The sequence below is a fragment of the Paenibacillus sp. FSL R7-0128 genome, from assembly GCF_038002245.1.
GTDB lineage: Bacteria > Bacillota > Bacilli > Paenibacillales > Paenibacillaceae > Paenibacillus_AQ > Paenibacillus_AQ silagei.
The window spans coordinates 664,847-689,484 of record NZ_JBBOCD010000001.1 but is presented as its reverse complement, the minus strand read 5'-3'; the positions used below and the strand labels follow the sequence as shown (position 1 = coordinate 689,484).

The 24,638-nt window shown below is 50.2% G+C and carries 24 protein-coding genes; 1 reads left to right on the top strand and 23 read right to left on the bottom strand.

Going from position 1 to position 24,638, the window contains the following annotated elements; translation table 11 throughout:
- Nucleotides 1-3 precede the first annotated feature (3 nt).
- From NST26_RS02890 to NST26_RS02820, 15 genes are all read right to left on the bottom strand, one after another.
- Nucleotides 4-813, bottom strand: coding sequence for an ABC transporter permease (locus tag NST26_RS02890; RefSeq protein WP_340978446.1), 810 nt, complete (start codon nt 811-813; stop codon nt 4-6).
- On the bottom strand, nt 791-1,795 hold the full coding sequence (locus NST26_RS02885; RefSeq protein WP_340978445.1) for an ABC transporter ATP-binding protein: 1,005 nt from the start codon (nt 1,793-1,795) through the stop codon (nt 791-793). Before NST26_RS02885 ends, NST26_RS02890 begins: the two co-directional genes overlap by 23 nt.
- Nucleotides 1,796-1,826: 31 nt before the next feature.
- Nucleotides 1,827-2,957, bottom strand: a complete 1,131-nt coding sequence (locus tag NST26_RS02880) for a radical SAM/SPASM domain-containing protein (RefSeq protein WP_340978444.1) — start codon at nt 2,955-2,957, stop codon at nt 1,827-1,829.
- Nucleotides 2,958-3,047: 90 nt separating this feature from the next.
- Nucleotides 3,048-4,136, bottom strand: coding sequence for a radical SAM protein (locus tag NST26_RS02875; RefSeq protein WP_340978442.1), 1,089 nt, complete (start codon nt 4,134-4,136; stop codon nt 3,048-3,050).
- Between the two features lie 27 nt (nt 4,137-4,163).
- A complete protein-coding gene (locus tag NST26_RS02870) occupies nt 4,164-5,312 on the bottom strand; it encodes a UDP-glucuronosyltransferase (protein WP_340978440.1) in 1,149 nt (382 codons plus the stop codon).
- Nucleotides 5,309-5,560: an acyl carrier protein gene (locus tag NST26_RS02865; RefSeq protein ID WP_340978439.1), complete on the bottom strand. Its 252-nt coding sequence runs from the start codon at nt 5,558-5,560 to the stop codon at nt 5,309-5,311. The genes NST26_RS02870 and NST26_RS02865 overlap by 4 nt, the downstream gene beginning before the upstream one ends.
- Before the next feature lie 13 nt (nt 5,561-5,573).
- Nucleotides 5,574-6,584 carry an NAD-dependent epimerase/dehydratase family protein gene (locus NST26_RS02860; RefSeq protein ID WP_340978438.1) on the bottom strand — a complete coding sequence of 337 codons (1,011 nt, stop codon included), beginning with the start codon at nt 6,582-6,584 and terminating at the stop codon, nt 5,574-5,576.
- A gap of 79 nt (nt 6,585-6,663) precedes the next feature.
- Nucleotides 6,664-7,722, bottom strand: coding sequence for a hypothetical protein (locus tag NST26_RS02855; RefSeq protein WP_340978437.1), 1,059 nt, complete (start codon nt 7,720-7,722; stop codon nt 6,664-6,666).
- A gap of 11 nt (nt 7,723-7,733) precedes the next feature.
- Nucleotides 7,734-9,224, bottom strand: coding sequence for a class I adenylate-forming enzyme family protein (locus NST26_RS02850; protein WP_340978436.1), 1,491 nt, complete (start codon nt 9,222-9,224; stop codon nt 7,734-7,736).
- Entirely contained in the window at nt 9,221-9,460 is a 240-nt protein-coding gene (locus tag NST26_RS02845) for an acyl carrier protein (RefSeq protein ID WP_340978435.1), read from the bottom strand. Before NST26_RS02845 ends, NST26_RS02850 begins: the two co-directional genes overlap by 4 nt.
- Nucleotides 9,461-9,905: 445 nt before the next feature.
- A complete protein-coding gene (locus NST26_RS02840) occupies nt 9,906-11,867 on the bottom strand; it encodes a carbohydrate-binding protein (RefSeq protein ID WP_340978434.1) in 1,962 nt (653 codons plus the stop codon).
- A gap of 263 nt (nt 11,868-12,130) precedes the next feature.
- The gene (gene rlmD, locus NST26_RS02835; RefSeq protein WP_340980782.1) at nt 12,131-13,678 is read right to left on the bottom strand and encodes a 23S rRNA (uracil(1939)-C(5))-methyltransferase RlmD; all 1,548 of its coding nucleotides are present in this window, start codon (nt 13,676-13,678) and stop codon (nt 12,131-12,133) included.
- A gap of 34 nt (nt 13,679-13,712) precedes the next feature.
- Complete coding sequence (locus NST26_RS02830; RefSeq protein ID WP_076080215.1) at nt 13,713-14,603, bottom strand: diacylglycerol kinase; 891 nt, start codon at nt 14,601-14,603, stop codon at nt 13,713-13,715.
- Nucleotides 14,604-14,707: 104 nt separating this feature from the next.
- Nucleotides 14,708-15,478, bottom strand: coding sequence for a sirohydrochlorin chelatase (locus tag NST26_RS02825; RefSeq protein ID WP_339312685.1), 771 nt, complete (start codon nt 15,476-15,478; stop codon nt 14,708-14,710).
- A gap of 3 nt (nt 15,479-15,481) precedes the next feature.
- On the bottom strand, nt 15,482-15,772 hold the full coding sequence (locus NST26_RS02820) for a YerC/YecD family TrpR-related protein (protein ID WP_019913624.1): 291 nt from the start codon (nt 15,770-15,772) through the stop codon (nt 15,482-15,484).
- A 374-nt stretch (nt 15,773-16,146) separates the two neighbouring features.
- Between NST26_RS02820 and NST26_RS02815 the strand changes: the two genes are divergently transcribed.
- A complete protein-coding gene (locus NST26_RS02815; RefSeq protein WP_036730899.1) occupies nt 16,147-16,695 on the top strand; it encodes a hypothetical protein in 549 nt (182 codons plus the stop codon).
- Nucleotides 16,696-16,721: 26 nt separating this feature from the next.
- Here the strand turns inward: NST26_RS02815 and corA are convergent, their stop codons facing one another.
- The 8 genes from corA to NST26_RS02775 all read right to left on the bottom strand — a co-directional run bounded on the left by corA (nt 16,722) and on the right by NST26_RS02775 (nt 24,637).
- Nucleotides 16,722-17,681 (bottom strand): magnesium/cobalt transporter CorA, encoded by a 960-nt coding sequence (gene corA, locus NST26_RS02810; protein ID WP_036730901.1) that lies wholly within the window; start codon nt 17,679-17,681, stop codon nt 16,722-16,724.
- Between the two features lie 205 nt (nt 17,682-17,886).
- Nucleotides 17,887-18,789 carry a response regulator gene (locus NST26_RS02805; protein WP_036730902.1) on the bottom strand — a complete coding sequence of 301 codons (903 nt, stop codon included), beginning with the start codon at nt 18,787-18,789 and terminating at the stop codon, nt 17,887-17,889.
- 3 nt (nt 18,790-18,792) lie between these two features.
- Entirely contained in the window at nt 18,793-20,082 is a 1,290-nt protein-coding gene (locus tag NST26_RS02800; RefSeq protein WP_036730903.1) for an ATP-binding protein, read from the bottom strand.
- An 87-nt stretch (nt 20,083-20,169) separates the two neighbouring features.
- Entirely contained in the window at nt 20,170-20,820 is a 651-nt protein-coding gene (locus tag NST26_RS02795) for an amino acid ABC transporter permease (RefSeq protein WP_036730904.1), read from the bottom strand.
- A 42-nt stretch (nt 20,821-20,862) separates the two neighbouring features.
- Nucleotides 20,863-21,513 carry an amino acid ABC transporter permease gene (locus tag NST26_RS02790; RefSeq protein ID WP_155991657.1) on the bottom strand — a complete coding sequence of 217 codons (651 nt, stop codon included), beginning with the start codon at nt 21,511-21,513 and terminating at the stop codon, nt 20,863-20,865.
- Nucleotides 21,514-21,698: 185 nt separating this feature from the next.
- Entirely contained in the window at nt 21,699-22,553 is an 855-nt protein-coding gene (locus NST26_RS02785; protein WP_339312681.1) for a glutamate ABC transporter substrate-binding protein, read from the bottom strand.
- Between the two features lie 33 nt (nt 22,554-22,586).
- Nucleotides 22,587-23,315, bottom strand: coding sequence for an amino acid ABC transporter ATP-binding protein (locus NST26_RS02780; RefSeq protein WP_036693252.1), 729 nt, complete (start codon nt 23,313-23,315; stop codon nt 22,587-22,589).
- Nucleotides 23,316-23,647: 332 nt separating this feature from the next.
- Nucleotides 23,648-24,637 (bottom strand): inorganic phosphate transporter, encoded by a 990-nt coding sequence (locus tag NST26_RS02775; RefSeq protein ID WP_036730908.1) that lies wholly within the window; start codon nt 24,635-24,637, stop codon nt 23,648-23,650.
- Between the last annotated feature and the right edge of the window lies 1 nt (nt 24,638).

Genomic DNA, 24,638 nt, shown 5'->3' with positions numbered 1-24,638 from the left:
GATCTAACCTCCAACGGCTACATATTTCTTCATCCCGGAATCCCAAGACAGCTTGGAAATGATCATAAGCACAATTACCCAAACCGCCTGTAAGAGGAGCCCGGGCACGATTTCATGAATCGTCAAGCTCCCATTGATGATCTTAACCGGGAAGTATACGACATATTGAAACGGTAAGTAGCTGGAAATTCTGGCAAACGTATCTCCGAAAATATTAAGCGGAAAGATGGCGCCACTGAGCAGATAGACGCCTTGGTTGAACGCGATAAAAACGCCCCAAACCTCAGTGATAATGAACGCGAGGGCACTAATCGAATAAAAAAGCAGGAAGTTGATGAGCAGCCCGAACAGAATGCTGACCAGGAACAAAACGATTTGCCCCACTCTAAGCTGAAACTCCCAAATCTGAGTGAACACGATCATCAGGATGACGAATAAGACAAGGACGACCGCGGTCTGAACCGTTTTCCCGCCGAAAAAATTGCATATCCGATAGCTGAAATAATGAATAGGCTGAGCGATAAATTTGCTCAGTCCACCCGTCTTGATATCGTTCGCGACCTCCCCTTCGAAGCCGGCAGAAACCAGCTTGGAGACGACGCCGGACAACACGGAATAAATGATGATCTGCGAATACGAATAGCCGTTAATAATCTCCTGCGGCGAACTGCGAAACACGGCTGTCCAGAGGAAGCATTGGACGAGTATGATGAAGCCGCCGCTGATAATACTCATCAGGAAATCGGTCCGGTATTCCATCTCATTCTGAAGCGCAAGGATGTACGTCCTTTTATACTTTTGCAAGGCTTTCATGTCTGACCCCATCTTTCTGATATAAGCTTTCGATGCCTCGCTCGACAGGTATATCTTCAACGGTGAAATCAAGGATTGGGAACCGGTCCAGCATCATCTTGGAGAGTCGCTGAAGGTCATGCTTATCGATCTCCATAACGGCATTCAGGCCATCATGCTGAGTAATAACGCCATAGTCGCTTAGCGCTTGCCTCGGTACTTCGTCCGTAAATTGCAGCTTGATAATCTTTTTGGCATGGAACAGCTCGTTCACACGCCGGAGATCGCCGTCGTATACGATCTTCCCTTGATTGATGATGATCGTTCGTTTGCACAGATCCTCAATATCCGCCATGTAGTGGCTTGTCAGAATGACCGTTGCCTTCGTCTGCTGGTTATAATACTTCAGGAACTCCCGAATGCGCTTCTGCGAAATCAGATCAAGTCCGATTGTAGGCTCATCCAGGAATATCACCTTGGGCCGGTGGATGAGCGACGCAATAAGCTCCATCTTCATCCGTTCCCCCAGCGAAAGCCTCCGCACCTGAATGTTGAGCAGGTCTTTAACGTCAAGCATCTCCGTAAGCTCATCCAGGACAAGGTTGTAGGGCTCATCCTCGAGCTCATAGATACACTTGTTCAGGTACAACGATTCATTCGCCGGTAAATCCCACCACAACTGCGATTTCTGCCCCATCACGATCGAGAACTGCATCTTGAATTCTTTTTTTCGCTCCCAAGGGACATAGCCTAATACCGTCGCCTGCCCGCTTGTCGGATACAAGATGCCGGACAGCATTTTAAGCGTCGTCGTTTTGCCGGAACCGTTCGGGCCCAAGAATCCGACCATCTCGCCTTGCTCGATCACAAGCGATATATCGCTAACCGCTTCTTTGATCAGGGATTTGCGCTTCACTAGATTTTTGAGCGATTTTTTGAGGCCCAATTCTTTTTCGTAATACTTGAAGCTTTTCGACAATCCTTCCATCTGGATAATGCTCACTCGCGCACCTCATTTATGTGTTTTAGAAGAGTTATACACCGTGCAAATGCAAAACACTGCACTTGGAACATGCCGGTGTCAGTCGTTCGTCCATCATTTCCCTTATTCTTCTGTAGGTCATGCTATGCCATAATTCCTGTATAGACGCTTCATGTAATTTGCCGATCTCGAACTCCTTGAAGAATTTGCACGCGATTATTGTTCCATCGGGCGTAATGTCCATCCGGTTCGAGAGCGCCAGGCACTTCTTGTTCATCGTGCCTTTGCCCTCCACCTCTTTGCCGAGCACGAAATCCTCGATCTGGTCATGATCCAGATTCGGCTGGTAGCGCAAGCGCATTTTCCAGACCCGTTGATTCACCCGGTCCAACTCATTCATGAGAGCAGGGATACGCTCCGGATCGAGCTTGTAGTTAAAAGCGTGCCAGCTTCGTTCGCCCCTGTGCCCGCTCGCCGGAAGGAAGTCGAACTTCTGGTCGAAGTAATCGTCCATCCCCTGCGAGCACTCGTCCGAGATGTACCACGGGAAGCAGACGATGACCAGATCTACGCCGACGCCCTCCAGAAAGTCCAGCAGATCGTACAGCTTGCCGGTCATACCATCGTTAACGACAGTATGGATCGAAATTTTGCCTCTGAATTTGTTCTCCTTGCGCAGCTCGACCAGCATTCGGATCGCATCTATCGCCTTGTTGAATACTCCTTTGCCGCGAAGCGCATCATTCTCTTCTTCGAATCCATCAAGCGCGATGAGCAGCTCCAGGTTGTCGGAGATTCTCTGCAGGGCGTCCAGCTTTCGCTCAATCAGCAACGCATTCGTGCAGATCGTTGTCTCACGAGGATGGGCTTCAAGCAAATCGGCCAACCGGTCGAAATGGCTGTATACAAGCGGCTCACCGCCCCAGATATAGAGTCTCGACTTGGCTGGTTCCGTCTCAAGGATCAGCTTCTCCAGCATCCCGTAGTCGAGCTGTTCCCGCTGCTGCTCCGGTGTCATGAAGTGATGGTAGCCGGTGTCGTTCCATTGATAGCAATGCTTGCAGCGCAAGTTGCATTGGTTCGTCAGTTTAATCCCGACCGACTCCGGCAACGGTGTCGCGTAACCCGCTATTTTCTCCATGTTCCGTTTGGTTTCCATCGTATTCCTGATAGTACGTTTCAAAATTTGCAAATCCTTAGCGGAATGTTTGATCTCTGATTTCGGATTCATATCAACACACCCTTCTTAAACGTAATAGGTCATTCACATGAATCAGTAGATATAATACCTTGAACAAGCCGTACAAATCGGCAGCATATTTTTTTTCATATACGCGCGATACTCTTTGTACTTGCCGCTGCGCCAGATATCCAGCAAGCTCTCTTCGTTCACGTTGCCGAAAGTCAAATCATAGAAGGCATGGCAGGGCGAAACGTCGCCCCTTGCCGTAATCTCCGCATAAGTCCATGGAAGAGAGCAACGGTTTCGTTTATCTGCCATCTGATGGAATTGCCCCGAGAAATAGTTGCGCAAATTCAGTTCATCTATCGTCTTCGGATAGGTGATCACATGGATGCGGTTTTTCAAGCAATACTCTTTAACCTTATTGAGCTGTCTCGTCAATTCCGGAATATCGATCTCGCTGAACGAACTGATGTCCCGCCACACCATCCCCTTGGCATAAGGAGCTTCATACACGCCGAATTCCCCACTAAGAACCTCCACATATTGGGCATACTGCTCTTCCGTGGCATAGAGCTGCACTTCCATGCTGATATGGTCCAACATCGACAAGTCGATATGCTTGAAGAAAAATTCCTCGACATACATATAGTTCAAGGGCGTAATGATAAAGGATACACCCATCTTCGGAAAATGCTTGCCTTTGCTTTGCCGGAGCTCATAGAGCTTCTCGATCCCCTTGATTACTTTCTTGAATACGCCTTTGCCCCTCTGCCTGTCGTTGATTGCCTCAGGGCCGTCGAGCGACACCCAGATCTTATTGGGCGCAGTCTCGACAAGCATCTCGGCATGCTGCTCGAGCAATGTGCCGTTCGTGGGGAAGTCCGCTACGCTTCCATAATGATTGATCATGGCGAGAATGTCGCTCAGCCAAGGGTACATCAGCGGCTCGCCGCCGAAGAAATCGTAATACGGCTTGCCGGGGCTGCACTGGGCGATGATCTTTTTGATCAGATCCGGGTCCAGCTGCGCTAATGTTTTTTTGCTTTTGTAGGGCCCTTCTAGTCCCCACTCATAGCACATCTTGCATCGCAAATTGCACTCCTCGAGCAGCTGCAAGACGATCCATCTCGGATAGCTTGTCGTATCTTGGGCGACACTCAATTTATTAACACTCATCGCATAACCCCTTCTGCCATTGAAATCTTACCTCTTCATTAACGCGACTCTCGAACAATAATGATCCACATAATCCATCCGTTCTCCGGGTCTGTTCTTGATCGCTTGATGCATCTCCTTAAGGACATCTACGGAAAAATCCATCTCCCGCCACTTCTCATAACGTATTCCGAACCCGAGCGACTCCCACAATTCCAGATTGCTAAGCTCATGACTGCCGAACGGCTCCAGCAGAATAAGAGGGGTTTCGGAGGCAAGCGAGTCGATCAATGTGCCCGCTCCCGGCTTAGCTACGATAGCCATCGCCTCCGAAGCGACGTCAAATAACCAATGATGATCAGCCTTAGCGGGGTATGATTTCGTGTCTTCTCCCGCTATTTCAATGTATGGCGGAAACTCGTGCAGGCCGTTCGCACTTTTCACCCATGCACACCATTCCGGATCGTTCATCCAATACCGGTGATCGGGATCAGGCTTCGCTTCGTTCCAATCATAAGCTACGATATCAAGCCCGTAGTTATGGCCGACAAGCTCCGGAACTTTACTCTGATAAGTGCCCATCCCCCAGCCGCCGCCATGAACAACAAGCCGCCGCTTCCTTGATTCGAAGGGTATTGGCGTACCAGGAAGAACCGGGATTTCGTATCGAATCTCCATCTTATCGGTGTCATAGAGACAAGCATTGTAATAATGCTCGTCATACCGGGGATGATACTTCTTCAGGCTCTTCCAAGACGGGGCCAAATCTGAATCGACGTAGAGCAGGTCTACATGAATTGGATTCGGCAGCATCTTCTCCCTGTACAAATCCAGAATATAGCCCCAGTGTCCGGATAGTGATATGAACTCGTACCGTTCTTCCGCTTTCCACGCCTCCAGCAATAGCTCTACCTGGGTATAATCAATGCTGCCCCGGATATCCATCGGCATTCGGGCCGAAAAATTGGCAAGCGCGAAATCATTGTGGTAAGCCTTCCTGCTGTCTGCAATATGATCCCTTTTGTCTTGCTCCAAATAGCTTTCGAACACGAGCACTTCCGTCGCGATATCCCTCTTCTTGAAACCGCTTGCAGCTAATAGGCCCGGAATATAGAACCCCAGACCGAAACCCGAGCATAGAATCGTTACTTTACGCTTACCCATAAACTCCCGGACATCCTTGCGTCTATCGTTCATACAGATGCCGTCTTCTGCAGCTCCGAGATATAATTGCAGAAGGTCGTAACCGACTCCAAAAAATCGAAGTCAAATTGTTCAAAATCGATTTCAATATCGAAGCGCTCTTCCACTTTTAATAAGAAAGTAATTAGCTGTAACGAGTCGAGTCCCCCGTCTTCCATGATGCTGGAATGCTCGTTCAAGCGGTTTACCAGCTGGGCGTCGTCCTTGATTTCGCTTATCATCGCTATGATCTGTTCTTGCATAGGTACCTCCTGTTTAATGGATATATTGACCTTGGTAATAATGAATCGTTCTAGCGAGTGCATCATGCAAACCGATCGCCGGTTCCCAGTCCATAATCGTCCTTGATACGGTAATATCCGGCTTCCTTCTCCTGGGATCGTCTTCCGGCAGCGGGAGAAACTCGATCTGCGCGTCGGACTTCATGAGCTCCTTCAATACTTGGGCGACTTCAAGTATGGTGACTTCCTGCGGATTCCCCAAATTGACCGGCTGTTCATACGTGGTGCCCAGCAGTCTTATAATCCCTTCCAGCAAATCATCGATATACTGAAAGCTTCTCGTCTGTCTGCCGTCGCCATAAATCGTAAGGTTGCGCTTGGACATGATTTGATTAATGAAATTGGTAATGACACGTCCGTCATATAAATCCATCTTCGGGCCGAATGTATTGAAGATTCGAATGACCCTTACCGGTATGCCATATTTCCTGTTCATCCAGTAGGTGATCGCCTCTGCATACCGCTTCGCTTCGTTGTAGCAGCTTCTTGATCCAATCGAATTCACGTTGCCATAGTAGCTCTCCGGCTGAGGGTGAACGGTTGGGTTACCGTAGATCTCGCTTGTTGAAGCCAAGAAGAAGGCAGCCTGCTTTTCTTTGGCCAGCTGCAGCAGATGCATCGTTCCTTCGCTGTTGACCCTCATCGTTTCGATCGGATAGGACAAATATTTGGGCGGGCTGGCAGGACTTGCGAAATGCATCACCCAATCGACAGGTTCTTCAACTGCGAGCGGATAAATGACGTCATGCTCGATAAACTTGAAATTGGGGGAACGTAAGAGATTGTCCATGTTGACAGTGGACCCGGTCAGCAAATTATCGACACCGATAACGGTATGGCCTTCCCGCAGCAGCCTCTCGGCAAGGTTGGAACCGATGAAGCCTGCAACTCCTGTTAATACAATGAAAATAAAGATCCCCCCATTGCCTAAGGTTGGTGAACGGTGCTTGAGGTGAGTGGATACGCGGTGGTTGTGCTTATTCAATACGCTGTCACAACGATTATGATCCCGGCATCACTCCCTCCATAAATATACCTGGCTGACATTATTTGCGCCTTCGGTGTTACTGAATGCCTACCTTACTAAGCCATCGTTCAAGGAATATTGATTCTTCATTTTCTATATTCTTAATCAACGTTTGTAATCTTTCTGAAATACTCATATCACTTATCAAATTATATTTAATCGCTACATTCACAAGGATCTTTGCCTTAAGCTCAATGGCTGTGAATTCATCTATATGCTCTTGATTTAATTGAATTAAATGCCGATTATCGTACAAATACTTGAGTCTCAGCGTCATTAGCTTCTTATGATCATAAAGTAAATGAAAAGGTCTTATATCAAGCTTAGACTTATCTTCCGATGTTTCTTTCACATAATTAAATAGAGTGGTGTATATTTGCATGCCGAAGTCAAGATGATCCCTGTCGCCCCCGTAGTTGAACATCTCCCAATACTCCGGCGTTTTCTTAGTGAAATAATTTCTTATAGAATTTATTAGGGTATCTGCACTGAATTTATCCTGATGTTGGCCATTGAATGTATACAGATACACCATTTCTCTAAGATAATCATGATTGGTTGTCAGATAATTAGTGTTGAACGCAAGCTTGAAATCGGCAAATGAGATCTCAGCCTGACTGTACACGCCGTTCTTAAAGAAATCGGAAACATACAATATCTCCCGATCTAAATCATAGCCGTACACAAATATGTCATGATGCAATTGGAGTCTATGATATCGGTCGCTTAAGGGCACATAGAAATAATTGATCATGGTGTGGATATAGTTATTGGCATTAATATTTTCTATAATAAAATGAATAACAGAGTCCCATTTAGTCGTTACAGTATCTCTATGTATCTTCTGAGTCGAAATCCATTTGCAACCATCCGAAGGCCGCAGCTCATACGCCAGAGGGAAATAGAAATCTCCCCAATGATGTTTATAATCTTTGTTAATAAATAATTGAATATAATTGCTGAATATCCATGGGTGCGCGCACTCGTAGTGGGTAAGTATGGACAAGAGATGGGCATGCTGCGTATAGGTTGTAATCATCGGATAACTGACCGGCAATATTTCGCTGCGCAATGTTTGAGTTGTATTCTTCAACATTTCGTTCACCCCTACTCATTTAGCAATAAGCACTTCGTACTTGCCCTGTCCAGTTTTCCTGTTTTTGTTTTTGGAATTTCATCTACAATCCTCCATTGTCTAGGTACCTTATACGAAGACAAATGCAAGTTGCAATGTTGTGTCAGCGCATCTAGATCAACCAGACATTCTTCACAAACTTTCAGAAATGCGATGGGTACTTCGCCTAATAGATCATCGTGCACACCAACAATCATGACTTCCTCCACTTCTTTCAAACCATATAAAAACTCTTCGATTTCTTCCGGATAAATATTGATACCGCCGGATATAATGATATTTTTCTTTCTGCCTGTAATGATGAGACACCCTGATTCATTCCAATATCCCAAGTCTCCTGTCTTTAACCAACCCTCAACAATGGTAACGTTGGTTAACTCCGGGTTCCTGTAATAACCGAGCATCACATTCGGGCCCTTGACCCAAATTTCTCCTGAAGCAGCAGGTCCTATAACCTCATTCTCTTCTTCGTCAACAAGCCGAATAGAAACGTCACTGATGGGTGATCCACAGGATAAGCAGCGTTCTCCACGGTCCATCATACTCACCCTAGGAGAAGCTTCTGTCAATCCGTAGGTTTGAATAATGTCCGCTTGGGGAAATACAGTCTGAAGATTGTCTACTAATTTCGCGGGAATCGGCGCACCGCTTATAACAATAAATTCAATGGAATCAAAGGCACTCCAGTTGGTTGTCTGACGATAATCGGAAATAAAGTGCATCAATTGCGTAGGCACCGCTGAGAATGCCGTGACCGCCTTATTCTGAAACAGTCTAAACGCTGTGCGCGGTAGCAAGGGCAAGCTGATAAGCCTAATTCGGGTTCCAAATAGCATACAAGAAATCAATTGCGTGACAATCGTTGAACTGAAATGAACGGGCATCGTTACAAGAAACGAATCTTGATCCGTATAACCCACCTTTCTGCCATGTGCCAACGCATTCGTTAATACATTCTCATGGGATAACATAACGATTTTAGATGGTCCGGTTGTGCCCGATGTAGGAAGGAGAATAGCACATGAATTGGGATCGGACGGATTCGTGAGCGAGATCGATTCAAACGAAGGCACCGGTTCTTGCGAGAAATCCTGAGCGGTAACCCAATAAATATGGCGATTTATACGCGCAGGCTGTGCATATTTGCTGATAACCAGCTTGGCGTCACTGGCTTGTAAAATATTTTCAATCTCAGTTAGGGATGCCGAGTAAGGAACCGGTATTAGTACATGACCGCTGAACTGAATGCCAAGCGCCGCAGTAATGAACAAGGGCTCATTATTTGTGTAGACTGCAAGATGGCTGCCGGCCTCAAGCTCAAAGTTCTTTTTGATATATAAAGCAATTAAGTATGCTTCTGTCATCACTTCCGCATAAGTCCACTGCTGCTTTAGATCTTGAAGGATAATTTGATCCTTGCGATCACAAGCCTCCATGAATAAACGCTGAATGATAGTCATCATATCGTTGTCTCGGTCAAATAATTAAGGATTAATCCAGTCGTGGAGAACTTCTCAAACAACAGATCCTCATCAGGGATCGAGATGTTAAACTTCGATTCCATTGAAACAATAAGCTTGATGAAGCCCACCGAATCGATCCCTTGATCCAACAAAGGGGTATCGTGGTCATCCGGATACTTGATGTCAAGCTCAGCAAAAACTTCATCTCTCAAGATAAATTCTATTGATTTAGACATCATGTTTCCTCCGTTAGATAATCTTTAGAAAGGCTGATTAGAGAGGATAGCAGACATGGTGATATTCAGTAATGAGCAGGTAGGTGAAAGTGAGTGTGAAGGAGAATAATCTCAAAACGATGGACAATGTGCATACGCACTAAAAGAGTTGTTTGCAGAGATGCTGCAATGAGTGCTGGAGGCGGAATATGACTCGGTGCAGGAATGAAAAGCAGAAAAAAGCATTTTCCCAAGCGATAAAGCCCTGCTGAAAATGCTCTACTTCACTACGGTGAATGACACCCGTAAATGGATATGTTTAGTATAAATTGCAAATATACCAATTGTCAACAATTTTAAATTTTAGGCAACACTAGTGAAGACGTCCTTTAGCTGAATAAAGAGGTATATCATTTGATATACCCCTTGATCCATCTTATTGCAATTACATCAAACCGTTTGCATTTTATTTGAACTGGAACCAGGTTAAATTTGCAACTGTGGTTGAATCTGACTTCACAAAAGTAACATATACCGTATGGGTTCCTACCGCTGTCCCGGCACTAATCGGGATATTCTTGAGGGACCATGACTGCCATCCGCCGGTGCTTTCTCCCGTCCAATAACCCAGCATCGTGCCTGTAGGGCTGTCCAAGTGGAATTCGATTCTACCGCCGGAGTTAGCAGATGCAACCTTCAGATCAATGCTTGTTTTAGCGGTACTGCCAAAGTCTACATTTTTAAAGGCGATATAGTCGCCATTGCTGCCCCCGCCAACATCCAGCCCGCCATCCGTGCTTGACTCATAGGAGATAACTCCTGAACTAAGGTTGTAGCCTTCCGCTTCAAATTTCAATGTGTTGAATTTGGGATCTGCAGCATAGCTGTTCGTATCTGTTATTTTCAAATCTGTCAAATTATTTACCGCAACTCCACCGACGCGGACATTGTTTAAAGTAACTCCCGAGACAGTAGCAGTGTCACTCCAGCCCTTCATGATGGAAACTTCACCCAAAGCGCGTAAATTGATATTATTATAGACCACATTTTTGATCGGGCCGGTTTTGGCCGACAGATCAAACCATCTGGAGTGAACACCGGATCTTGGCCAGAAGCCTTCTACATCGATATTGTCAAATACGATGTTTTGTGCTGCCGGAGTTCCATACAGATGACCTACCGCTAAAGCGCGCCAGCATCTGTATACAAAAGAGTTTTTAACCACGATGCCATCCTGAAGCTGTTTCACTCCATCTCCAACCTTGAATGCTCCACATCTGCTCCAGGCCAAAGCATCATCGACAACTACATTGGACTGGTTCTCAGGAGTTCCCGGCCAGTTGGCAGCGATATCCGTAGTGGCTACATCCCAGGTCTTAAAGGAGTAGGTGTCATCCTCCGATACTGCAACAGTGTGCTTGATGAGTACATTCTGGCTCTCTTGGATGTCTATTGCATCATTCTCATAATCAAGTTCATTGTTGTTGAAGTGCTTGGTATTCTGGAAGGTTACGTTATTGGATCTTGTAACGATTGTAGCCCAGCCGCCGCTGTCTCTGATGGTTATGCCGTCAACCGTGAAGTTGCTGCACTGCAAGGGTACAAGAATATTGTTCAGATAATTGTTTGTATTTCTCATATAGTGGCCATTACCGTCAATCGTTCCCCTGCCGTATATCTTAATATTGTTGGCATTGGTTTCGGTATAAATAAACCATGTCCCATCCTTATTCAGGGAATTCTTATGGAAATGGGTAGTGTAATCGCTTGGATTTCCTGACCCCCTTATAACAGAACCACCCTCCAGATAAACCGAGACATTGCTTTTTAGAACAATGTTACCGCTCTTATACACTCCGGCTGGAACGTATACGATACCGCCGCCTGCTGCGTTAGCCGCATTGATGGCATTCTGTATGGCAGGTGTAGCCAAAGTAGCACCGGTACTGTCAGCACCGTACCCGGTTTTAACATTGTATATCCCTGTACCGGATGACGCCGGAACATTGGTTTCAAGAGCATCTGCCGCGATAACCAGATCCTTCAGGTTATTGATTTTAACGATAAGATAGGTTGGTGATGAAAGTGTAAAGGTAAGTGTATTTCCGCTCTTTGTAGCAGTGATTCCCAAAGCTTTGGGAGAAATATTATAGGTATTGATGGGCTCGCTTGCTGTTATTGTGATTGTAGTCGTACCTGAAAAAGAGAAATTACAATAATTATAGTTTACAAATACCGCCGAAGTGTCGATTACCGGTATATTGGTAGAGTCTGCTGTTACCGTATATTGACTGGTCGTGGTATAGATTGACGGTAATGGATAGCTTACAATTGTACCCGCCGCGCTTGCTGTCAAAGGAAAGACAGGTAACAGATTGGCCATACAAAAAATTAATAATGCACTTAATAACTTTAACTTCCTTAACATAAATAAACACCTCTTTCATATTTTTTAGAAAATACTATATATCCCTTCTGTATTCGCTTACAACCTGATTATAGTTTGATAGGCGTATCCGGATAAGGCGGGTAATCCCACATTAAGGGCAGATTTCTGCAGCAGCTTTATACAGAAAAGAGAGGCTGCTGAACAACATCATCACAGAATAGCAAGCAAAAGCGCAAAAATAAAGACGCTACGGGGAGTAATTCCCGAGCGCCTTCTTGCTTTCTTTTATGTCGAATTATCACCTACTTCAGCTCCAGCACCGCCACCGACTCCACATGCACCGTATGCGGGAACATATCCACCGGCGTAACCTCCACCGTCCTGTAGCCCCCGTCCTCCAGCACCCGCAGGTCGCGGGCCAGGGTGGATGGGTTGCACGACACGTACACGACACGCTCCGGCTGCATCAGCAGGATGGTCTCCAGCAGGCGCGGGTCGCAGCCCTTGCGCGGGGGATCGACGACGATGACGTCCGGGGTGATGCCCTGCTCTTTCCAGGCCGGGATGACATCCTCCGAAGCGCCCACTTCGAACTTCACGTTGTTCATGCCGTTCAGCTTCGCGTTGGCGCGGGCGTCCTCGATGGCTTCGGGCACGATTTCTACACCATACACCTGATCCGCATGCTGGGCCAGGAATAACGAGATGGTGCCGATGCCGCAATACGCATCAATCACAGTCTCTTTGCCGGTGAGGGCAGCGTATTCCAGAGTTCTGCCATAAAGCACCTCGGTCTGCGCCGGGTTCACCTGGTAGAAGGACCGTGCCGAGATCGCGAACTGCACCTCGCCAATGTAGTCGTAAATGACCTCGCTGCCCCACAATACGCGGGTATCGTTGCCGAAGATGACATTGGTGCGCTGGGTGTTGATGTTCTGGCAGATGCTGACCACTGCCGGAAGCTGCCCGCGGATACTGCCGAGCCAGGCGTCCAGGTGCGGGATATCCCGGCCGTTCGTGACCAGCACCAGCATCATCTGGCCGGTGCGGAACGCCTTCTTCACCACCACGTGACGGAGCAGGCCGCGGCCGGTCTCTTCGTCATAGGCGGTGATGCCCAGCTCACGGCCGAGGCTCTTGACGGTGGCAACGACCTTGTCGTTGTCCTCATGCTGGATCAGACAAGTCTCCATGTCGATGATCCGGTGACTGCCGCGTGCGTAGAAGCCGCCGACCAGACCGCCGTCGGTTACCCCGATAGGCACCTGTGCCTTGTTGCGGTAGCGCCAGGGCTCGTCCATGCCGAGCGTAGGCAGCACGCGGATGCCTTCAGCCAGGTAACTTGCATCGCCCGCACTACCACCTTCAACCGCCGCAAGCTCTGCCCCTGCATTTGCAACATCCGTATCAACGCTACCGCCCACTACTCCTCTACTTGGCACACCAGCCACTTCCAGCTTTCCGATCCGCTGCAGGTTGTCCACCACCAGCTGCCGCTTCCATGCGAGCTGCGCGGTGTAGTCCATATGCTGCAGCTGGCAGCCGCCGCATTGATCATAGATAGGGCAGGGTGGCGCGATGCGGTCGGGGCTGGCCTGCACCAGCTCCAGCAGCTTGGCGTAGCCATACTGCTTCTTGGTCTTCAGCACTCTGGCCCGGACTCTCTCACCGGGAAGAGCGCCCTGCACAAATAGGGTAAAACCCTCTACGCGGCCTACCCCTTCCCCTTCATGGGTCATGCCGATGATATCGAGCAGGACCTCATCATTCTTATTGACCGGCAGTCCGGCGACAGGGGCCGCCCCTTGCTCCCGGCGGCTTGCGCTGCGCCTGCTGCGTTGTTTATTCATGTGTATAGGTTCACTTCTTTCATGTTCTTCACGATTAATTCTGCGCAAAAATCCGCAGATGCTGCGGCAGGATGCTGAAGTTGCCCGGCAAGGTGCCGCCCAGCTCGCCGTCCAGGTTCAGCTGTACGTAGCCGGGAGAGGTTACCTCCATGGCATCAGTGCGGAAATGGATAACCTTCTTGTCATTCAGGTGATCTCCGCGAATGGTTAGACGCACCAGCCGGATGAACTCGGCCAGGTTGCATTTCTTAACGGCAATAACATCGAGCAAGCCGTCATCGATGCGCGCACCCGGAGCCAGCTTCTCGAAGCCGCCGACCGAATTCGTATTGGCGATCAGGAAGAGCATGAACTCGTCATGGATCATCTCCTGGCCGTTCGCGCGGATGTACAGCTCTTGCGGAGCAAGGCTGGCCATCTTCTCGATCCCCTTCAGGTAATAGGCAAGCTGCCCCATCATGGTCTTCAGCTTGCTGGGGACCTCATAGGTCAGCTCCGTCAGTTGTCCGCCGCCTGCTATATTAATGAAGTAACGGTCATTGGCTTTGCCGAGATCGATCAGGCGCGCTTCCTGACGCAGAATCAGGTCGCAGGCTTCCTCCCAATTCTTCGGAATGCCCATGGCCCGCGCGAAATCATTCGTCGTTCCCAGCGGCAATATGCCGAGCGGGGGAAGGTTCGGCTTCTCCGCCATCCCGTTAATCACTTCATTAAGCGTACCGTCGCCTCCGGCAGCTATGATCAGATCATAAGTGCCACGTTCCACAGCTTGGGCTGCAGCCGCAGTAGCATCGCCCTCTCCCGTTGTTGCATGGCAGGTAGCTTCGATACCGCCCATATCCAGCCGGTCTAGAATATCGGCGAGTCGTCTTTTCATTTCTTCCCGACCAGAAGTGGGATTATAAATCAATCTCGCAGTTTTCATTACCGGAACGCCACCTGTTTATATAATGGATAACTTTACTGATTATACCCAATTCTGTACCCCACAAGCAATGTCAGGGGCCAGCTACATTACCCGCTTACGAATTAACGCTGACCCTCAAGACGCTGGAGCGCTGCTTCCACCTGCCGCTGAATCCAGCGCGGCAGCAGCGGATGCGGCAGCAGCGTCTGGCCGGAGTAGGCATACTGCAGCCCCTCCAGCCGCTGCGGAATAACTACCTTGGTGAAATACCCCTCACTCAAAAAAAGCGGAGCCACCAGCACATCATAGCCCTGCTCCTGCCAATGCTCCACCCGGCTTCTTACACTGTCCGGGTTCAACAGCCCGTAATCAGCTGCAGCCAGCCCGCTTATCTCCCGTACCCGCGCGGCAAGTGAAGAGATGCCCTGCTCCCAGCGCTGCCGGAAGCCGTCATGCCTGCTGCCGTGTCCGACCAGCAGCACCATCTCCCGCCCGGGATGCTGCGACAGTTCCCGGAGCTTATCCCACAGCATCTGTGCAATATCGGGATCGTCATCGACCGGATATCCGTAATGAACCTTCGCGGCAACCCTGAACGGCGCAAGGTCGGTCTCCCGCTCAGGAACCGGCTTAGCGCCCAGAGCATACTCTATCTCATCGACATGCGTACTGCCGGAAGACACAAACAAGGGGATCACAATAATATCTGTGACCCCTGCATGTTCCAGCTTATCAATTCCATCTTGTATCAATCGTCCTTCTACCAGCTCAAGGAAAGCCACTGCCACCGGCAGCTCCTCCCGGAGCGTGAGATGGCTCACTGCCTCATCTACCATCGACACCCAGGCCCGATCACGGGAGCCGTGACTGATTAACAATACACCCGGAACCATAAATTATCGGCCCAGACGTTCCAGCGTAAGCTTATAACCGTCATTGCCGTAGTTCAGGCAGCGCTTCACACGGGAAATTGTGGCCGTACTGGCCCCCGTCTCGGCTTCGATCTGATTATATGTAGACCCCTTGCCCAGCATCCGCGCAACCTCAAGGCGCTGTGAGAGCGATTGAATTTCGTTCACTGTGCACAGATCATCAAAGAATACATAACATTCTTCCATATTTTTCAATGTTAAAATAGCCTCAAATAATTGATCGATACTTTTATCGTTTAGCTTCTTTAGCTGCATCGCCCTATCATCCCCTAAACATTAACTTAATGTGACTATCTTGCCTCTACTATATTGTACTGGAGCACATTTTTCAAGCATTAACGGTTTCACGCTGTAAAGAGTGAAATCGATGGACAAACGTCCACCCCAGGCGCACACCATAACCAGGGTTAACCCGTCTCTACTTCCGGCTCCCAGGTTAGACCGCCTTACTCATAGTACTACAAAACCGTGCGAAATCAAGCATGGACACGGTTTCTTCACTTCCGCCTGCCGCTCTATAGGCATCTGCCCTTTTCCGCTGGTATCCCGGTTACCCGGGCATTCGTCTATACCGTCTGTTCGCCCATGACATACAGTATAGCAAACCACTAACGAAGGAATGTGATCCTATGCCTCAGCATTACTATAATCATTCCCGCCAGCAAGGCCGTTCACTGGCTGAACCTTACAATCCGTCACCTTACCCGGGACTATCTGCTTATACACCTGCCCCGCTTCCCGGAGAACCTGAGCTGCTGCCTGCTTACGGCGCTGAAGTCACCGATACGGCACTCGCACTCCCTGCTGCAGAAGCCTCTACCGCGAAGGCCGGAGGCCTGCTTGGCGGACTCGGCAATCTCGGAAGTCTGGCGAATATGGAACAGATCAAGGGCATCGTTGACCGGATGGGCGGAATTGACGGAATCGTCAATACCATGGGCAAGGTGCAGAAGGTGATGCAGGGCTTCTCACAGATGGCTCCGATGGTGAAGCTTATGATGGGCGGGTTCGGCAAAGGCAAGGGAAGCGGAGCGGGAGAGCTCGCCGCCGCAGAGGATGCAGCCCTCTATAGCCCCAAACGGCGCAAAAAAAGACGCCCCGCCGCGAAGCGCCGCAATACCACCTCCAAGAAGCGTAAATCCGGTGGGCCTTCCTCCGTTAAGCGCCGCCGTTCCTAAGCGGCGGCGTTTAACGCGCTTTTCTTCTACTTAAACCAGCCGCTCCGCCGGAACCAGCCGAACATCCCGATCCCCAGCACCAGCATAAGCAGCAGCACTGCGAAATAGCTGTATTTCCATTCCAGCTCCGGCATCACCCTGAAGTTCATTCCATAGATTCCGGCGATCAGCGTCAGCGGCATGAATACCGTGGTAATCACCGTGAGTGTCTTCATAATGGAGTTCATCCGGTTGGAGTTGAGCGAGATATAGCTGTCACGCAGGTCGGCGGTCATTTCCCGGTCAACTTCAATCATGTCGGTCAGCTTCAGCAGATGATCGTAGATATCGCCGAAGTATACCCGCTCCTCGCCGTTACTCTGCACATGCTGCGAATTGACGATCCGGTACATCAGATCACGCATCGGCACAATCGTCCGCCGCAGCTTCAACAATCTTCCGCGCACATTGAAGACCTGGCTCATCAGTTCTTCCACCGATTCGTTGCCGCCCTGGCTCTCCAGATCTGCGAGTTCATCCTCCAGCGTATACAGGGACGGGAAATACCTGTCGACCAGCTTGTCCATCACTGTGTAAGCAGCAGCCATCGGCCCGCCCGACCAGCCCTTGCGGCTATGAATCTCAGCTTTGACCATCTGCCACGCTTCCTCCATCTCCGGCTTGTCCTGATGATGGTAGGAGACGAGAAATTTCGGGCTGAGGAACAGGTCGATCTCTTCGGCCTCCAATGTCCGCTCATTCAGCGAATGCAGCACGAAGAACTGCACATCCTCGTAATAATCCAGCTTCGGCCGCTGCAAAACATGCATACAGTCTTCAATCGCCAGCGGGTGAAAATGAAAATACGTGTCCAGCCTCAAGGTTTCTTCCTCCGTCGGCATAGCGAAATCCGCCCAGATCCAGGCATAATCATCCAAGACAATATCCTGAAGCAGCAGATCGGTCAGTATCTCGCCCGCATGCGTAACGGCAAGTGTTCGTATCATAATATAAGTCCTCCGCCCTATGTAGGCAATCCGCAGCAGAGCCGCGCTGTTCTAGTTGCTTCCTCCTATTGTACAGCATGTCTACGCAAAAAAATAACCGCCAGCCCGCTGACCAGCGCTCCGGAGGTTTCTTGGTCTTGTCTTTATAGAGTTGACGGCGCCATTTACGGCGAACGGCCCGGTCCGATTTTCCAATATATATAGCTTATCGGCCCAAGCCCTCCAGCACCTCCAGATGCAGCACCTGCAGGAATTTCTTAATATTCACCTTCACCTTGCCGCTATCTCTGCCCTGTTCAATCTCCTTCATCTTCAGGCGCACCTCTTCGAAGTCGAAATACAGCGGCGCATAATGCTCGAACTTCGGATTCCCGTAATCCGTCAGACCAATGGACGCGAGACTTGTCAGACCTGCCGCCAGTGCGCGGCGCAGACGCTGTTCGATGGCCTTGACCTCTTTGGCTGCCTCCGCAGGCACCGGTCTGTACTTGGCAGCGGTCCGCTCGTACAGCTCCTTAAGGGACGGAAGACTTCCGCTGTTCCCTTCGGCTACCGCCAGCTCCATGATCGTGATAATATCACGGCTGCCATTCTCCGAGATCATGCCCATATTCATCAGAATTGGCTGGACAATCTCCTTGACGGTACGCTTGCCAGGCGGCAGCTGCGGCAGTCCGAACTGCAGACCCTCCAGCTTACCCAGCGTCAGCTTGATCTCATCCAGATAACGGCCCATGGCGTAACGTTCATTCACTTTATATAGTACAGATTCCACTTCAATCTTGTTGATCGGCTTGCGGATGAAGAATTCAATTCCGCTCTTGTAGGCGCGGCTCACCATGTCCCCGTTCTCAATCTGCGAGATCATTACGAATTTGGAGCGGCAGCCCTGTGCCTGAAGAGAGAGGATGGTCTCAATCCCGTCCTGGTCCGGCATCAGCAGATCCATCAGCACAATGTCCGGGGTCTCGCTCAGGATCAGGGCTATCCCCTCCTGTCCGCTCTCAGCAGTACCCGTCACCTCACCAAGCCCGCTGTCCTCAATAATATGCTGCAGCATTCTTCTCGCCGACGCGTCGTCATCTACAATACAGAATGATAGCGGCATCCTCTATTCCTCCTTCCGCAGCTTAATGCTCGGCACTGTAATCTGGAACATGGCCCCACCGATATGCGATACCGGCTGAACCGTAATGCTTCCCTCGAACATATTCACAATATCCCGTACATGAGAGAGCCCGATCCCTGTGGCAGCGATGCCCTCTTCATCGAATTTCGTGGTGAAGCCCGGCTCGAACAGCAGGCCGAGGTCACGTTTCCCGATGCCTGTCCCGCTATCGTTCACTGTCAGAATCGTCATGTCGTCCTGCTCATAAGCGTTCAGATGGATGCTGCCTGTCCCTTGGATGACTTCCACCGCATTGGCGGTGAGATTGTTAAGCAGGGTCAATAGAGGAATGTAGCTGTCGGTTGTGTAATCGGAGGTGATGTGAATATGGAATTTGATCTCTTTACCTAGCATTTCTGCATATTTGGCATTGCTCTTAACCGCGAACCTCAGAATGTCCGATAACGGCATGTCCCCGTTCACCTCACGCTCCACCAGCTTCACCAGCCCTGCCAGAATCCGCTGCGAATCCTTCTTCACCTCATGGAGCTGCTGGGTAATATCCAGCACCTGCCGGCTGTAACGCCCTGTGCCTTCCCCGTCCTTCAACTTGCTGTACAGCTCGAAGCTGTTCAGCGTTACCTGCTCCAGGGTGCCTATAGACTTCTTCAGGTAGAACACTTCCCCGTACAGGCCGGAGCCGAATCCGAGCATCTGCTGGGTCCGCTCCTGCTGCTCCCGTTCCCGGATTCGCAGCTGGCTGACAGAGATACTGCTATATACCCCGGTGGTGAAATACGTACGCAGGACGGCAATCGCCATCAGGTACGTCCACTCATTCAGCCGGAAGGTAGCCGAATCCAGTACGATCAGCCGGGTCAGCAGCTCCATTTCATTCGACAGGAGATCGATCAGCGCGGCAACCGCGCCCAGCACCAGCGGATGAAACGTATCGATCCGGCTCTTGATGACACGCATCAGCGCGCCGAACACCATGTAATAGATCATTGCCGAGAAGTGGCTGCTAAGGCTCTGCTCTACCGTCAGTCCGCTTCCCTCCACCATATCCATCGCAGTCCGGAACAGCAGCACAACCACCCCGGCAGCACAACCTGTGCGGATATACGGCAGCTGCCTCATTAACAGCAGGAAGAGGAGAAAGGCGCTGCTGCCCATGGCAATCCGGAAGATATCTCCGTCAAACGGGTTGATCTTGAATTCTCCGGCTACCGCAGTAACGGCGGCCACCAGCAGAATCTGTACCGCCTTCATTCTCAGAATTGATTGTCCCATCGCCACTGCTCCTGCCTTGAGAGGTTGACAACTATAGTATCATAGCCGCACTGGCTTGAATATGGCTTAATCCTCATTCGGCTAAGGTTATACCGCTCTATGCTCAAGCCTTCTGGACAGCAGCGACAGCAGGTAATTGACGACAAAATAAATCAGGGCAACCAGCGCCAGCGTAGGGATGGCATAGCTATAGCTGTGGCCGATGACAATATTGGCATTATGCATCAGCTCCGGCAAAGATATCACAACGGCGAGTGATGTATCCTTCAGCAGGGAGATGAACTGGCTCACCAGTGGCGGAACCATCCGCCGCAGCCCCTGGGGAAGCACGATATGCCATAAGGTCTGTACACTGCTGAGACCGGAGGAACGCGCCGCCTCAATCTGTCCCTTGTCGATCGACATTAAGCCGCCGCGGACAATCTCGGCAATCATCGCCGCTTCGAAGATGGTTAATGCTGCAATGGCTGCAGTAATCAGTCCGAGCTTGATCCCGACCTCCGGCAAGGCAAAGCGGATGAAGAAGATGATCAGCAGCAGCGGCAGATTACGGATCAGCTCCACCAGGTAGAACATGACCGGAGACAGCACCGGTACATCCGAATAACGGATGACGCCAATAATACAGCCGATGATAAAGCTCAGGAAGATCGATACAAAAGCAACGATCAGCGTCACATACAATCCGTCCAGCAGAAACTTCAGATTATCGGCAGAGTATGCCCCTATGAAATCCATAATATCCCTCCTTTAGCTTCAGATGTCCTTTTATGATGCTTCTTAATATTTGCGCTGCAGCCGGCGCTCCCAGATCCGCACGCCGTAGCTTAGCGGAAGCGTAAGCACCAGATAGAGTACCGCTACGAAAATGTAGGTGTCGAAGGTACGGTAAGTCTCAGTAGAGATCCCGTCGGCGAAGTACATCAGATCAAGACCGGCCACCAGAGTCAGTACTGAGGAGTTCTTAATCAGGTTAATGAACTGGTTGCCAAGCGGCGGGATCACCAGCTTGATCGCCTGCGGCAGAATGATATGCAGCATGGTCTGTATGTAGCTGAGACCGGAGGAACGTGCCGCCTCCATCTGTCCCTTGGGCACGGCCATAATTCCGGCACGGATCGCTTCGGCGATGAAGGCCGAGGTATATACGGCGAGTCCAATGGTTCCTGCCTTGAAGCCGTCCAGTGTGAAGCCCAGAGCGGAAGGCCCGTAATAGAAAATATACACAACCAGCAGCAGCGGGATGTTGCGGATGAACTCCACATACACCGCGCCGAACCAGCGCAGACCCTTGACTGAAGTCATGCGGAAGACGGCAACGACCGCACCGATCAGGAAGCTGCCGATCAGGGCTAGCACACTGGATAGCAGCGTACCGTAGAAGCCTTCCATATACAGTCCGAAGTACCTCGTTAATATTGAGAAATCCATCAATGTTCACCTGCCTTTACCTGTAGATGAGTTCGTTCCTGCCCGGCATGACCGCCGTTTCTACAAACAAGTAGAAACGGCGTTGCCGTCCTTGGACAAGGCGGTACCGTTTCTACGAGAATTTCGTGTGAAACCCGTTTATGCGTTCTTACCTTGAGGGAAGCAAGCTCTTGCTTGGAACAGGCTTATTTAGCCGGAGCTTTACCAATCCACTTCGTATAGATGGCATCATACTCCCCATTTGCCTTCAGTTCAGCCAGTGTATCATTAATCGCCTTAACTACATCGGCGTTGCCTTTCTGGACCGCAATGCCGTAAGGCTCATCGGTGAATGGCTTCCCTACCACCTCGAAGCCGGGGTCCTGTGAGGCCATTCCGTACAGAATTGCATCATCGGTAGTGAGCGCATCACCCTGTCCCGCCTTAAGCGCACTGAAGGCATCCTGGTAGTTATCGAATTCGAGCACGGTTACGCCCGGCACCTTCTCTTTGATATTCTTGATCGAGGTTGCCCCCTTGGAACCGAGGATCTTCGTATCCTTCGTAACGCTCTCAAGGCCTGTAATCGGGCTGCCCTTCTTCACCAGCAGGGACTGGCCGGCCTGGAAATAGACGTCAGAGAAATCGACTTCCTTCTTGCGGTCCTCCGTAATGGTCATGGTAGCCACCACCATATCGATCTCGCCGTTATTCAGCATCGGGATACGTGTCTTGGAGGTGACCTCCTTCAGCTCGATGGCATTCTCGTCACCGAGAATTTTCTTAGCAATGGCCTTGGAGATATCGATGTCGAAGCCTTCCACATTGCCGGAGGCCGGGTCCTTCAGGCCGAACAGGCGGGTATCGAACTTCACGCCGACGAGCAGCTTGCCGCGCTCCTTGATCTTGGCAATGGCCGCGGAGTCAGCGGCTGCTCCTCCGGCAGCGTTGCCGCCTGCCGCATTGTCGTTCTTGCCCTTGTTGTTGCCGCACCCGGCAATGACCAGCATGGCCGCAATCATCAGCACACTTAACACCTTGAAGCTCTTGGACATTTTCATTTCGTTTCCTCCCCGGATTCCTATATATTTAGTTTAGTGGCTTAATACACGGCTGAGAAAAGTACGCGTCCGCTCTTCCTTCGGGCTGGCGAAGAAGGCTTCCGGCTCCGCCTCTTCCACGATCTGCCCCTGATCCATGAAGATGACCCGGTCCGCCACCTCGCGGGCGAAGCCCATCTCATGGGTCACAACGACCATCGTCATGCCCTCGCGGGCCAGGGCGCGCATGACATCCAGCACCTCTCCGACCATCTCCGGGTCCAACGCCGAGGTCGGCTCGTCGAACAGCATAATCTTCGGCTTCATCGCCAGCCCCCGGGCAATCGCCACCCGCTGCTGCTGTCCGCCGGATAGCTGGGAAGGATAGGACTCTGCCTTGTCGGCAATGCCGACCTTCTCCAAATAATACATTGCGGTCTTCTCCGCTTCCGCTTTGCTTAAGCCCAGCACCTTGACCGGGGCCAGCGTGATATTATCTATGACTTTTTTGTGCGGGTACAGGTTGAAGTGCTGGAAGACCATTCCGATCTCTTTGCGCAGGGTATTGATATCTGTCTTGCGTTCGTTTACAGTTATACCGTCCACGGTTAATCCGCCGCTCGTGATCGTCTCCAGACGGTTAATGCAGCGCAGCATCGTGCTCTTGCCGGAGCCGGAAGGACCAACTACAACAACGACTTCCCCTTCCTGAACATGCAGATCAATGCCCTTCAGTACATGGAATTGTCCGTAATGTTTGTCTACCTGATGAAAGTCGATCAATGGCTAGGCCTCCTTTGTCTATTCGGGTGTTTGTCAGCAATGGTAACACTTAAAACAAACCTTACTTCAGAGACTACCAAATCCTACATAATACTACGCAAAATTCATTTCTCATATGTTATTTTCTTTTAATTATGTGATGTATTTCATTTTCTTTTTATGCCTATTAACATTTTTTATCAGTTTCGTGTAGCCTTTTGTGACATTCCTCTCTTGAAAAATCAAATAACCTCCGCTTAGGCCAAGGCTTACCGCTGAACGCAAAAAAAGATGTCCTAAAGCCATCCATGGCTTCTGCGACATCTTGTCCAGGCAATCTATTCTGTTCAGTCCTAGAAGAAGAGCTTGAAGATCACTCCCGCCAGCAAGGCGCTGATCGGAATCGTAATGAACCAGGTAACCACGATCCGTCCGGCTACTCCCCATTTGACAGCAGAGAAGCGCTTGGCTGAACCTACACCGAGAATCGATGAGGTGATCGCGTGGGTTGTACTTACCGGCAGATGCAGCAGCGTAGCCGTGAAAATAACAGAGGCCGCCGAAATATCCGCTGCGAAGCCGTTGATCGGCTCGATTTTGAAAATCTTCGTGCCCATCGTCTTAATAATCTTCCAGCCGCCGATCGACGTTCCGAGTGCCATGGATGTAGCCGCTGCAATCTTAACCCAGAGCGGAACCTCCATCGTATCCAGCCGTCCCGAGGTGACGAGGGCAAAGGTAATGATCCCCATCGCCTTCTGCGCGTCATTCGTACCATGGGTGAAGGATTGCAGTGCGGCCGTCACGATCTGCATCGAACGGAAGCCCTTGTTGACCGTATGCGGACTCTTCTTCGCGAAGATCCACTTCAGAATCGTCATCACAATATACCCGATTACAAAAGCGATCAGCGGGGAGAAAATCAGCCCTTCTACGATCTCAATGAACCCGCTCCATTTGATATGCTCTGTACCTGCCCCGACATAGACCGCCCCGGCTAACGCACCGATAAGCGCATGGGAGGAGGACGAAGGAATACCCAGCCACCAGGTCACAAGATTCCAGATAATTGCCGCAATGAGCGTCGCTGTGACAATGTCTATCCCGTTGTCCAGCAGGGTCGGATCGGTAATGCTGCCCCCGATCTTCTTCGCCACGCCGGTGAACATCAAGGCGCCGATAAAGTTCATCGAAGCGGCCAGCATGATGGCTGTACGCGGCTTCAGCGCACGGGTTGAGACAGAGGTAGCAATCGCATTGGCGGTATCATGGAAGCCGTTGATGAAGTCGAACGCCAGCGCAAGAAAGATAACAAAAGCTAGTACATATATAGATGTATCCATA

Excerpts from the sequence above, each read along its gene's own strand:
- NST26_RS02890 (WP_340978446.1), bottom strand. The coding sequence starts at position 813 with ATGAAAGCCTTGCAAAAGTATAAAAGGACGTACATCCTTGCGCTTCAG.
- NST26_RS02875 (WP_340978442.1), bottom strand. The coding sequence starts at position 4,136 with ATGAGTGTTAATAAATTGAGTGTCGCCCAAGATACGACAAGCTATCCG.
- NST26_RS02870 (WP_340978440.1), bottom strand. The coding sequence starts at position 5,312 with ATGAACGATAGACGCAAGGATGTCCGGGAGTTTATGGGTAAGCGTAAA.
- NST26_RS02865 (WP_340978439.1), bottom strand. The coding sequence starts at position 5,560 with ATGCAAGAACAGATCATAGCGATGATAAGCGAAATCAAGGACGACGCC.
- NST26_RS02855 (WP_340978437.1), bottom strand. The coding sequence starts at position 7,722 with ATGTTGAAGAATACAACTCAAACATTGCGCAGCGAAATATTGCCGGTC.
- NST26_RS02850 (WP_340978436.1), bottom strand. The coding sequence starts at position 9,224 with ATGATGACTATCATTCAGCGTTTATTCATGGAGGCTTGTGATCGCAAG.
- NST26_RS02845 (WP_340978435.1), bottom strand. The coding sequence starts at position 9,460 with ATGTCTAAATCAATAGAATTTATCTTGAGAGATGAAGTTTTTGCTGAG.
- NST26_RS02840 (WP_340978434.1), bottom strand. The coding sequence starts at position 11,867 with ATGTTAAGGAAGTTAAAGTTATTAAGTGCATTATTAATTTTTTGTATG.
- rlmD (WP_340980782.1), bottom strand. The coding sequence starts at position 13,678 with ATGAATAAACAACGCAGCAGGCGCAGCGCAAGCCGCCGGGAGCAAGGG.
- NST26_RS02830 (WP_076080215.1), bottom strand. The coding sequence starts at position 14,603 with ATGAAAACTGCGAGATTGATTTATAATCCCACTTCTGGTCGGGAAGAA.
- NST26_RS02825 (WP_339312685.1), bottom strand. The coding sequence starts at position 15,478 with ATGGTTCCGGGTGTATTGTTAATCAGTCACGGCTCCCGTGATCGGGCC.
- NST26_RS02820 (WP_019913624.1), bottom strand. The coding sequence starts at position 15,772 with ATGCAGCTAAAGAAGCTAAACGATAAAAGTATCGATCAATTATTTGAG.
- NST26_RS02815 (WP_036730899.1), top strand. The coding sequence starts at position 16,147 with ATGCCTCAGCATTACTATAATCATTCCCGCCAGCAAGGCCGTTCACTG.
- corA (WP_036730901.1), bottom strand. The coding sequence starts at position 17,681 with ATGATACGAACACTTGCCGTTACGCATGCGGGCGAGATACTGACCGAT.
- NST26_RS02805 (WP_036730902.1), bottom strand. The coding sequence starts at position 18,789 with ATGCCGCTATCATTCTGTATTGTAGATGACGACGCGTCGGCGAGAAGA.
- NST26_RS02800 (WP_036730903.1), bottom strand. The coding sequence starts at position 20,082 with ATGGGACAATCAATTCTGAGAATGAAGGCGGTACAGATTCTGCTGGTG.
- NST26_RS02795 (WP_036730904.1), bottom strand. The coding sequence starts at position 20,820 with ATGGATTTCATAGGGGCATACTCTGCCGATAATCTGAAGTTTCTGCTG.
- NST26_RS02790 (WP_155991657.1), bottom strand. The coding sequence starts at position 21,513 with ATGGATTTCTCAATATTAACGAGGTACTTCGGACTGTATATGGAAGGC.
- NST26_RS02785 (WP_339312681.1), bottom strand. The coding sequence starts at position 22,553 with ATGAAAATGTCCAAGAGCTTCAAGGTGTTAAGTGTGCTGATGATTGCG.
- NST26_RS02775 (WP_036730908.1), bottom strand. The coding sequence starts at position 24,637 with ATGGATACATCTATATATGTACTAGCTTTTGTTATCTTTCTTGCGCTG.